Genomic DNA, 9955 nt, shown 5'->3' on the forward strand with positions numbered 1-9955 from the left:
GCGAGGCACCGACACCCATGGGCACCACGCTGATCGTCACCAACGACTTCCCGCCCCGGCAGGGCGGCATCGAGACCTTCGTGCACGCGATGGCGGTGCGCGTGCCGGACGACGACGTGGTCGTCTACACCTCCAGCGAGCCGGGTGACGCCGCCTACGACGCCACCCTGCCCTTCCCGGTGGTCCGCGACCCGAGCCGCACCCTGCTTCCCACCGCCCGGGTGACCCGCCGGGCCGTGGAGATCGCCCGTGCCCACGGCTGCGACCGGGTCTGGTTCGGGGCCGCCGCCCCGCTGGCCGCGATGGCGCCCGCGCTGCGCCGCGGCGGGATCGAGCGGACCGTCGCCACCACCCACGGCCACGAGATCTGGTGGGCCCGCGCCCCGCTGGCCCGCCGGCTGCTGCGCCGGATAGGCAACCACGTGGACGTCGTCACCTACCTCGGCGAGTACACCCGCCGCCGGATCGCCCCCGCGCTGGGCCCGCGGGCCCGGATGGTGCGGCTCGTGCCCGGCGTGGACGCCGGGGCGTTCCGGCCCTCGGCGGAGCACGGCCGGGTGATCCGAGAGCAGCACGGCCTCGGCGACGCCGAGGTGATCCTCTGCGTGTCCCGGCTGGTGCCCCGCAAGGGCCAGGACGCCCTGATCCGGGCGCTGCCGCTGATCCGCCGCCAGGTCCCGAACGCCGTCCTGGTGATCGTCGGGCAGGGCCCGGACGAGCCGCGGCTGCGCCGGCTGGCGAGCGAACTCGCCCCGGGGGCCGTGGTGTTCGCCGGCGGCCAGGACCACGCGTCGACGGCCTGGTACTACGCGGCGGCGGACGTCTTCGCCATGCCGTGCCGGACCAGGAAGGCCGGCCTGGAGGCGGAGGGCCTGGGCATCGTCTTCCTGGAGGCGGCCGCCAGCGGCCTGCCCGTGGTGGTCGGCGACTCCGGCGGCGCGCCGGACACGGTGCTGGACGGGCGGACCGGGAGCGTGGTGGACGGCCGGGACGTGTCGGCCGTGGCCGACGCCGTCGCGGCCGTCCTGCTGGACCCGGACCGGGCCCGGGAGTTCGGGCGGCGGGGCCGGGAGTGGGTCGCGGAGCAGTGGTCCTGGGACGCCTCGGCGGAGCAGCTCACCCGGCTGCTCACCCCCGGGGTGGAGCTGCGCTCGGTGACCGTCCCGCCAGGGGACTGACCCTACGGTCGGGCGCCCCCGCCGCGCAGGTAGGCCAGCACCGCCAGCACCCGCCGGTTGCCCTCCACCGGGTCGAGGTCCAGCTTCATGAAGATGTTGCTGGAGTGCTTGACCACCGAGGCCTCGGTGACGGTCAGCCGCTGGGCGATCGACTGGTTGTTGAGGCCCTCCGCCATCAGCCCCAGCACCTCCCGCTCGCGCGGGGTGAGGCGCTTCAACGGCTGGTCGGCGGTGCGCTGTTGGAGCAGCACCCGGACCACCTCCGGGTCCAGTACGGTCTGCCCGCCCGCCACCCGTTCCAGCGCGTCGATGAAGTCGGTGACCTCGCCGACCCGGTCCTTGAGCAGGTAGCCCAGGCCGCCGTCGGTGGAGGAGTCGTTGCTGAACAGCTGGGTCGCGTAGGCCGTCGCCACGTACTGGGAGAGCACCAGGACGGGCAACCCCCGGTGCCGGGAGCGCAGTTCGACGGCGGCCTTGAGCCCCTCGTCCCGGAAGTCCGGCGGCATCCGCACGTCGGTGATCACGATGTCGGGCCGCTCGGTGTCCACCGCACGGGCCAGTTCCCCGGCGTCGCCGACCGCGGCGACCACCTCGTGGCCGACCCGCCCGAGCAGCTCCACCAGGCCGGCCCGCAGCAGTACGGCGTCCTCGGCGAGCACTACACGGAGCACGGGACCTCCACGCGCAGTTGGGTCGGTCCTCCGACCGGGCTGGTCACGATGAGTCGTCCTCTCAGGATGGCCACCCGGTCGGCCAGCCCCTGGAGGCCGGCGCCGGCGGCGGGATCGGCCCCGCCGTGGCCGTTGTCGGTGACGAGCAGCACCAGCTTCTCGCCCTTGAGGTGGGCCGCGACCGCGACCTCGTCCGCGCCGCTGTGCTTGGAGGCGTTGGTCAGCGCCTCGGTGATGGTGAAGTAGGCGGCGGTCTCCACCGGGCCGGGCAGCCGGTGCGGCAGGTCGATGTCGACGGTGACCGGGATCGGGTTGCGCAGCGCCAGTTCGGCGACCGCCGCGGGCAGCCCGTGGTCGGTCAGCACCTGCGGGTGGATCCCGCGCACCAGGGTGCGCAGCTGCTCCAGGGCCTGCTTGGCCTCGCCGCGGGCCCGGGTGACCAGTTCGGCGGCGGCCGGGTGCTGCCCGCGCAGCTCCAGCTCGGCCAGGCCCAGGGTCATGCTCAGGGCGACCAGCTGCTGCTGGGCGCCGTCGTGCAGGTCGCGCTCGATCCGGCTCCGCTCGGCCTCGAAGGCGTCCACCAACCGGGCGCGGGAGCGGGTGAGTTCGATGACCCGGCTGCCGAGGTCCTCGTCCCGCACCGCGAGCAGGAACTGCGCCGTCCGCACCTGCGCCCCGGCCAGCAGCGCCCCGGCGTAGGAGGAGAGCACCAGCCCGAGCAGCCCGACCGCGCTGCCGGGCAGGGCCCCGAGCGGGTTCGTGATCGGCCGGCCGGGCCACAGCATCACGGTGTCCGGGCTGACCGCCCACACGAACACCGGCGCCGAGAGCAGCATCAGCGAGAGCCCGAGCAGCGCGACGAAGCCGATGCCGCTGGCGGTGAACAGCACGGCCTGGATCAGCACGTACGCCAGCTCGCGCCAGGTCGCCCGCTCCTTGAGCCTGCTGCGCAGCCAGACCGCCGCCCCGACCCCGGGCAGCGAACCGTGCGGGTCGGGCAGCGGCACCGGCTCGACCAGCAGCAGCCGGCGCCGCTCCAGCACCGCCAGCGGCACCCCGAGCACGGCGACGCCGGTCAGCACCACCAGCCCGATCCCGACCACGGACAGCCCGACGCCGACGAACAGCAGCACGGCCAGCACCACCAGCGAGACGGCGCCCTGGACGGTGCCGGTCAGCAGGAAGGCCCAGGTGCGCAGCGGCCAGGCGGACCACAGGAAGCCCAGCGGCCGCCGCCGCACGGCCTCCCACACGGCAACCGTCATGGCGCTCCACCCTCCCCGCACGCGTACGAACCTCGGGCCCCGAGCCTAGTGCGTGTCCGACGGGCGCTGGGCCGCAGAGAACCGCGGCGGAGCGGCGATGGTAGGGAAAACCAGACCCCGAGGACTCCTCGCAGACCCACTGCGCCCGCTCCCCCGCTCTGTTGGACTGGGGGCATGTCACTGCTCACCGACATCCAGCTGCCGGCGGTCAACCTGGTCGGCGTCACCAAGAGCTACCCGAGCGCCGCCGGGCCCGTCCCGGTGCTGCGCGAGGTCAGCCTGGGCTTCCCGCAGCGCGCCCTGACCGCCGTGATGGGCCCGTCCGGCTCCGGCAAGACCACCCTGCTCAACTGCGCGGCCGGGCTGGACCGTCCGGAGGGCGGCAAGGTGCTGCTCGGCGACACCGACCTGGCGGCCTGCGACGAGCGGCAGCTGACCGAGGCCCGGCGCAGCCGGATCGGTTTCGTCTTCCAGCAGTTCAACCTGCTGCCGATGCTCACGGCCTTCGAGAACGTGGCGCTGCCGCTGCGGCTGCAGGGCCGCAAGGTCCGGCGGGCCGACGTGGTCGAGGCCCTGCGCATGGTGGGCCTGGAGGGCCAGGCGGACCGCCGGCCGGCCCAGTTGTCCGGCGGCCAGCAGCAGCGGGTGGCGATCGCCCGGACCCTGGCGGCCGAGCCCGAGATCATCTTCGCCGACGAGCCGACCGGCTCGCTCGACCGGCGCAACGGCCGTCAGGTGATGCAGCTGCTGCGGGACGCGGTCGACCACGAGGGCCGGACGATCGCGATGGTGACCCACGACCCGGCCGCGGCGGCCTGTGCCGACCGGGTGGTGTTCCTGTCGGACGGGCGGATCGTCGGCCGGCTGGACCAGCCGACCGCCGAGGCGGTCGCCCACCAACTGAGCGTCTGGGAGCAGTGATGTGGCGGGTGTCGGTGCAATCGGTGCGCCACTACTGGGCGTTGTTCGCGGGGACGTTCGTGGCGCTGGCGCTGGGCGTCGGCCTGGTCGGGGTCTCGGCCTCGGCGCTGGCGGCCACCTGGGCGGTGCCGACGGTGTCGGCCGCCGGTACGGCGTCGGTGACGCTCACCGACCAGGCCGGCGGCGCCCACACCGTCACCACCGGGCAGGCCGACCTGGGCGGGGTGCAGAGCGTGCTGGCCATGGGCGGCGTGGTGTCGGGCTTCGTGACGGTCTTCGTGGTGGCGGGCACCTGCGCCTTCGGGATCGCGCTGCGGCGGCGGGACATGGGGCTGCTGCGACTGGTCGGCGCGGGCGGGCCGCAGGTGCGCCGGATGGTGCTGGGCGAGTCCCTGGTGGTGGCGGTGCCCGCCGCCGCGGTCGGCTGCGTGCTGGCGGCCGTGGCGGCGCCCGCCACCGTGCGGGCGCTGAACGGCACCGGCCTGTCGCCGGTGGAGTTGCGGCCGGGGCCGCTGTTCTGGCCGCTGGTGTTCGCGGCGGGCACCGGGCTGCTGCTGGCCTTCCTCGGCATGGTGGCCGCCTCCAAGCGCGCGGCGCGGGCCCGGCCGGTGGAGGCGCTGCGCGAGGCCGACCTGGACTCCCGGTCGATGACGGCCGGGCGGGCGGTGGCCGGGGTGCTGGCGCTGGTGGGCGGCGGCGCGATGGTGGCGCTGACCTCCGGGGCCGGTGAGGAGGCGGCCACCCCGCTGGCGCTGTTCGGCACCATGGCGCTGGCCGTGGCCGCCTCGCTGCTGGGGCCGCTGTATCTGCCGCCGGTGCTGCGGCTGCTGTCGCTGCCGCTGCGGCTGACCGACCCGGTGGCGGGCCGGCTGGCGGCGGAGTCGGTGCGCACGGCGCGGCGCCGGACGGCCGCGCTGGTGGGGCCGGTGCTGGCGATCGTCGCGATCGTCGGGGTGTTCACCACGGTGCTGTCCACGGCCGGGGCGGCCAGCGCGGCGGACGACCGGGCGCGGACGGCCGCCCAGCTGGTGGTCGAGCCGGTCGGGCCCGGCGGGTTGGGCGCGCGGCAGCTGGCCGCGCTGCGCTCGGACCCGCGGGTGGCGGCGGTGTCGGCGCCGGCCGCGCTGGACGTCGCGGTGGCCGGGCCGACCACGGCCTGGAAGGAGCAGGCGGCGGTGCTGGACCCGGTCGAGCTGTCCCGGACGCACCGGATCTCGGCGACCGAGGGCGCGCTGGCGCCGCTCGCGCCGGACACCGTCGCGGTGTCCGCGGAGTTCGCGTCCTGGTACGGCTTCCACGCCGGGAGCACCGTCAGCTACGGGCTGTTCGGCGGGCGTCCGGTCACGGCCCGGGTCGCCGCGGTGCTGGAGGGCGGTTCGGCTGTGCCGCACCTGCTGCTGCCGGGCGCCGCGGCGTCGGGGGCGGCCGCGCCGGAGCGGGCGAGCGTGCTGCTGACGCCCGCGGCGGCCGGCTCGCCCGGGGCGGCGGCGGACGCGCTGACCGCGGCGCTGGGGCCGGACCAGGTGCGGGTGGTGCCGAGCGCGACCTGGTTCGACCACCACAGCACCGACCAGGAGCGGCTCAACCGCCTGGTGCTGCTGGTGCTGACGGTGCCCGGCTGCCTGTACGCGCTGATCGCGGTGGGCAGCACCCTGGTGATGTCGTACAGCCGCCGGGGCCGGGAGGTCACGGCGATGCGGATGCTCGGGGTGAGCAGCGGGCAGGTGCGGCGGATGGCGCTGTGGGAGTCGGTGTCCACCACGCTGGTCGGGGCGGCGGTGGCGGCGGGCGTGGTGACGCTCGGGGTGCACGCCTTCCGCGGGGCGCTGCGGGTGTTCGGCGGCTCGACGCCGCTGAGCGTGCCCTGGCAGTTCCTCGGCACGCTGTTCGCGGCCTGTCTGCTGATGAGCGTGACGGTGAGCCTCGCCGCCACCGGGCACCTGTTGCGGCGGGTGAGTGCGGGAACTGCCGGGGCCCGGCAGTAGCGGGGGCGGACGGGCGTAGCGTCAGTCGGTCCGCCGTGCCTATGCTGAAGCCCAACTGATGAGCGGTCACGTTTATGTTCATCATTCAAGGTTTGTGCTCGCCACCCGGCGTGGACCCACTATTCAGGAGTCGCCATGCGCGTCGCGATCGCGGAGGATTCCGCTCTCCTACGGGCCGGAATGGCGAGGCTGCTGGCGGATGAGGGAATAGAGGTGGTGGCTTCGCTGGCCGATGCCGTGAATGTCCTCGATGTCGTCAAGGAGACCTGTCCGCACGTCGTCATCATGGACGTCCGGATGCCTCCCACCCACACCGACGAGGGCATCCGGGCGGCCGTGGACATCCAGCGGCTGGACGGCGGACCGGCCGTGCTGCTGCTGTCCCAGTACGTGGAGCACACCTACGCGCAGCAGTTGGTACGCAACGCCCGGGGCGGCACCGGATATCTCCTGAAGCAGCGGATCGGCGATTTCGCGGAATTCCTGGAGGCCCTCCAGCGGGTCGGGAAGGGCGAGACCGTCCTCGATCCGGACCTCTTCCGGCAATTCGTCGGGAGCCCGCGCGAGAAGCGCGCCGCGGAATTGCTGACGCCGCGCGAGCACCAGGTGCTGGAACTCATGTCGACCGGTCTGACGAACATGGGGATCGTCAACCGGTTGAACATCTCCGAGCGGGCCGTGGAGAAACACGTCACGGCGATCCTGGGAAAGCTGCGCATTCCGAATTCCGGGGAGAGCCACCGGCGGGTGCTGGCCGTCCTGGACTATCTGCGCGGCATCGACCGGCTGACCGCGGACGAGAACCGCTGACGCCGCTGTGTCCCCGCCGCACGTGAAGCTGCCGACCCCGTACCGGGCCGCCGCCGGCCTCATCTACCTCTCCGTCGGCAGCCTGGTGGGCCTGCTGCTGGCGCCGCTGGTCGTCCTCTCGCTGCTCCTGCGGGTGCTGTCCTGGCTGCTGCTGGTCGGCCTGCCGATGCTGGTGGTGCTCTGCGTCCGGGCGCTCACCGCGGCGTTCCGGCGGGTGGCCCGCCCCGGGCCGGCCGCCGCCGGGGGCGGTCCGCCCGCCCGGCCGAGCCGCACCTGGCGCGAGCACCTGCGGGACGTGCCCGCCCGGCTGGCGTTCCTGCGCGACGGCATCTCGTTCAGCCTGCCGCTGCTGCGGGCCGTCGCCGAGCTGGAGCAGCTGCTGGCCCGCTTCGTCCACGGCGTGGACGGCCCCCGGGAGCCGGTGCTGCGCGCCATCGGCCTGCGCCGGGAGCGGCGCCGCCCGCCGGAGGCGACCTGGGACGACATCGGCTACCTGGGCCTGCTGCTGCTCGGCGCGGTCTGGCTGGCGCCGCTGGCCGCGCTGGCCGTCCCGGTGGTGGCCTTCGTGGTGGCCCTGCCGATCGGCCCGCCGGACCAGCTGGCCTTCGGCCCCGGCAACAACGTGGTGGTGGACGGCGCCGTCACCCGGCTGCTGGTCGCGGCCTGCTCGGTGCTGGTCTTCGTGCTGCTGCTGGGCCTGCTGCTCTGGCTGGGCCGGCTGCGCGCCCGGATGGTGCGCCGGGTGCTCGGCCGGATCGAGCAGACCGAGACCCGGCGGCGGGAGGCCGCCGCGGAACGCCAGCGGGTCGCGGCGCTGCGGGTGAACGACGCCGATTTCCGCCGGGTGGAACGCGACCTGCACGACGGCGCCCAGGCCCGGCTGGCCGCATTGCTGATGCACCTCTCGCACGCCCGATTGCGCCGCGGCGACGACGCGGAATACCTGGCGGCGGTCGTCGGCGAGGCGCACCAGGAAGTCTCGAAGGCCATCGAGGAAATCCGCGACCTGGTCCGCGGAATCCAGCCTCCGATACTGAGCGACCGCGGTCTGGACGCCGCCGTGACGGCATTGACGGAACGCTTTCACGTACCCGTCTCGATTTCCAGCACACTGGACCGCCGGCCGGACGTCCGGGTGGAGTCGACCGCCTATTACGTCATCGCGGAATGCCTCGCCAATACCGCCAAGTACGCGGGCGCCACGGCCATCCACATCGCACTCGAACAGGGCGACGACCGGCTGGTGGTCTCGGTCACGGACGACGGTGTCGGCGGCGCCAGCCCCGCCGAGGGCACCGGCCTGCGCGGCCTGGAGGACCGGGCCGCCGCGATCAACGGCCGACTGGACGTCAGCAGCCCGCCGGGCGGGCCCACCACCGTACGGGCCACCCTGCCCTGGTCCGTGACTCCCGTCTGACCTGCGCCTTTTCCCCACAGGGAAAGATCTTGCCCTTCCTTGAACATCTGATCGAGGATGGATGGTGCGGGTAGCCGCACCATCCATGGTGCGGCTACCCGTACCCAGGTGCACTCGATGAAGGGGGAAACATGGATGCGCACCTCACCGTTCGGCTGGCCGAAGCGGCCCGCGATCACGCGGTCCCCGGAGCCCAGCTGACCGTCCATCACGACGGCCGGACCAGATCCGCCGTCACCGGCGTCACCCGGGCCGGCACCGCCGATCCGGTCACCCCGGAAACGGCCTTCGCGCTCGGTTCCGTCACCAAGGCCTTCACCGCCACCGTCGTCGCCCAACTGGCCGCCGACGGGGATATCGACCTCGACGACCGGATCGCCGAGTACGTCCCGGAGTTGAGCGCCCCGGCGGCCGCCGGGATGGACTCCGTGACAATTCGGCAGGTACTCAGCCACACCGCCGCACTGGTCGCCGACCACGAACTCGACAACCACGAGGACGCCTCACTGATCCGGTACGCGGCCAGCGTCGCGAACACCGGACTGCTGAATGCGCCCGGCACCTGCTTCTCCTACTCGAACACCGGCTACAACCTGCTCGGCCGGGTCATCGAATACGTCACGGATATGAAGTGGCGGGCGGCCCTGGAGAATTTCCTGCTCCGCCCGCTCGGAATCGACCCGCTGCTGCCCGGCGATTCCGCCGACCGCTCCCGGACCCTGGCCACCTGCCACACCGTCCGCCCCGGCGACGGCTCGGCGCACCCGGTGGGCCTGTTCCTGCCGCACAGCTGGGCGCCCGCCAGCGGCCTCGCCGCCGGCGCGGACGACCTGGTCCGCTTCGCCCGGCTCCACCTGGGCGACCACCCGGACGCCGAGGTGCTGCTCCCCGCCGAGCTGCGGGCCGAAGTCGCCCGCCAGGCGCCGGGCGCCGACGCCTTCGGCATGGCCGACGGCTGGGGCCTCGGCCTGGCCCGCTACGACTCCCCGGACGGCGTCTGGCTCGGCCACGACGGCACCGTCGACGGCGGCACCGCCCACCTGCGCTTCCACCCCGCCAGCGGCACCGCGCTCGCCCTCACCACCAACGCCACCACCGGCACCCTGCTCTGGGCCGACCTGGTGGGCGGGCTGCCCGGGCTCGGCCCGGCGGTCGGCGACTACCGCCCCCGGCTGCCCGACCCCGCCCAGCCCCTGGCGGCCGAGCGCCTGGTCGGCGACTACCGCAACGGCGACACCTCCTTCTCCGTGCGCCGCCACCCCACCGGCCTGCGGCTGTCCGACGGCACCGGCCTGGTCGCCGAGATGGCGCTGCACGGCCAGTCGGTCTTCACCGCCCGCCGCCTGGACGCCCGGGAGGCCGCCTACACCGGCCGGTTCGTCACCGACCCGGTGACCGGCGAGGCCGTGGTGCTGCAGCTCGGCGGTCGCTCCGCCCGGCGCACCGCCGCCTGACCCTCCCGCACCGCCCCCACCCCGCAGGGCCCCACCGCACCCCGCACCACACCCCCCACCCCCGTCACCCGCGCCCTTGCGGCGCCCCGGTCCGTGCCCGCGCGCCGTCCAGCGCGCCGTCCCGCGGCAGGACCGCCCGTCCCCCCGTGCCCGTCCCCCCTTCCCCCCTCCCCCCGTTCCCCGTTCTCCCCGTCGCCGGCCCGTCAGCAGGGCTCCCCTCGGCATGCCCCCGTGCTGACGCCGGCCTTTCTGGA

The 9955-nt window shown here is 74.5% G+C and carries 8 protein-coding genes; 6 read left to right on the top strand and 2 right to left on the bottom strand.

What is annotated here, in order from left to right:
• The first annotated feature begins 17 nt into the window (after nt 1–17).
• Nucleotides 18–1178 (top strand): glycosyltransferase family 4 protein, encoded by a 1161-nt coding sequence (locus ACFVXG_RS14915; RefSeq protein WP_387927569.1) that lies wholly within the window; start codon nt 18–20, stop codon nt 1176–1178.
• Between the two features lie 2 nt (nt 1179–1180).
• Here ACFVXG_RS14915 and ACFVXG_RS14920 read toward each other — a convergent pair whose 3' ends face one another.
• Both ACFVXG_RS14920 and ACFVXG_RS14925 read right to left on the bottom strand, forming a co-directional pair.
• On the bottom strand, nt 1181–1849 hold the full coding sequence (locus ACFVXG_RS14920) for a response regulator (RefSeq protein WP_387927571.1): 669 nt from the start codon (nt 1847–1849) through the stop codon (nt 1181–1183).
• Complete coding sequence (locus ACFVXG_RS14925) at nt 1837–3114, bottom strand: sensor histidine kinase (protein ID WP_387927572.1); 1278 nt, start codon at nt 3112–3114, stop codon at nt 1837–1839. Before ACFVXG_RS14925 ends, ACFVXG_RS14920 begins: the two co-directional genes overlap by 13 nt.
• A 174-nt stretch (nt 3115–3288) precedes the next feature.
• Between ACFVXG_RS14925 and ACFVXG_RS14930 the strand changes: the two genes are divergently transcribed.
• From ACFVXG_RS14930 to ACFVXG_RS14950, 5 genes are all read left to right on the top strand, one after another.
• On the top strand, nt 3289–4035 hold the full coding sequence (locus tag ACFVXG_RS14930) for an ABC transporter ATP-binding protein (protein WP_387927574.1): 747 nt from the start codon (nt 3289–3291) through the stop codon (nt 4033–4035).
• Nucleotides 4035–6020 (top strand): FtsX-like permease family protein, encoded by a 1986-nt coding sequence (locus ACFVXG_RS14935; protein WP_387927576.1) that lies wholly within the window; start codon nt 4035–4037, stop codon nt 6018–6020. Before ACFVXG_RS14930 ends, ACFVXG_RS14935 begins: the two co-directional genes overlap by 1 nt.
• A gap of 135 nt (nt 6021–6155) precedes the next feature.
• Nucleotides 6156–6830, top strand: coding sequence for a response regulator (locus ACFVXG_RS14940; protein WP_387927578.1), 675 nt, complete (start codon nt 6156–6158; stop codon nt 6828–6830).
• A gap of 22 nt (nt 6831–6852) precedes the next feature.
• Nucleotides 6853–8247, top strand: a complete 1395-nt coding sequence (locus ACFVXG_RS14945) for a sensor histidine kinase (RefSeq protein WP_387927579.1) — start codon at nt 6853–6855, stop codon at nt 8245–8247.
• Between the two features lie 131 nt (nt 8248–8378).
• Nucleotides 8379–9701, top strand: a complete 1323-nt coding sequence (locus ACFVXG_RS14950; RefSeq protein ID WP_387927581.1) for a serine hydrolase domain-containing protein — start codon at nt 8379–8381, stop codon at nt 9699–9701.
• Nucleotides 9702–9955 lie beyond the last annotated feature (254 nt).

It is taken from the genome of Kitasatospora sp. NPDC058162 (genome assembly GCF_042884005.1).
Classification (GTDB): Bacteria; Actinomycetota; Actinomycetes; order Streptomycetales; family Streptomycetaceae; genus Kitasatospora.